Raw genomic sequence first — 565 nt, 5'->3', positions numbered from 1 at the left:
GAAAACGCGAGACTCTCCCTTCGGCGTCGTTTGTGCAAGATGCCTGAGGGAGATCCCCTCCGCCACATCACGCAAGCCGCTCAAAACGCCCCGAATTCCCATCGACTTGCGTGCTCATGCTCAAGGCGGCGTAGCCCGGCACACGAGTAACCCGCGAACGGACTACGCAACGGATTGCATCCGACTTGATATTCGCGGGTTGAGTACCGCATTACAAATGAGCCTGCCGCTTTCTAGCGCCGCAAGCCGTTGAACCGGATGAATTTCACCGGATTCGCCGCGATGGATCGGAGTACTTCCATTTCGATGGGAGCGCCCGCTTGTTGTACTGACGTATATAACGCATGAGCTTTTTGTCGAGATCCTTGGTGCTGGTGAATACGCCGCGCGCAATGACGTCGCGCTGGATGCGGGCAAACCAGTTCTCGACCTGGTTCTGCGTTGTTGCAGAAATCAGGCTGCTTCGCGGGGTCTTGACGTTTACGCGCAACGCTCGGGTTGACCAAAATGTTAACTTCACTTCGAACTGCGTAGATTCTTGCTTTTTTCGCCGAGAAGATGCGCA

At 55.4% G+C, this 565-nt stretch carries 1 pseudogene; it reads right to left on the bottom strand.

The annotated features are described in order from the left end of the window. Nucleotides 1-265 precede the first annotated feature (265 nt). Nucleotides 266-565, bottom strand: a pseudogene (locus tag VSR34_RS38300) (hypothetical protein); the annotation flags it as partial.

Source organism: Paraburkholderia sp. JHI2823, assembly GCF_038900695.1.
GTDB lineage: Bacteria > Pseudomonadota > Gammaproteobacteria > Burkholderiales > Burkholderiaceae > Paraburkholderia > Paraburkholderia mimosarum.
Note: the sequence above shows the minus strand (reverse complement) of the source record. Positions and strands in the feature narration are given on the sequence as shown.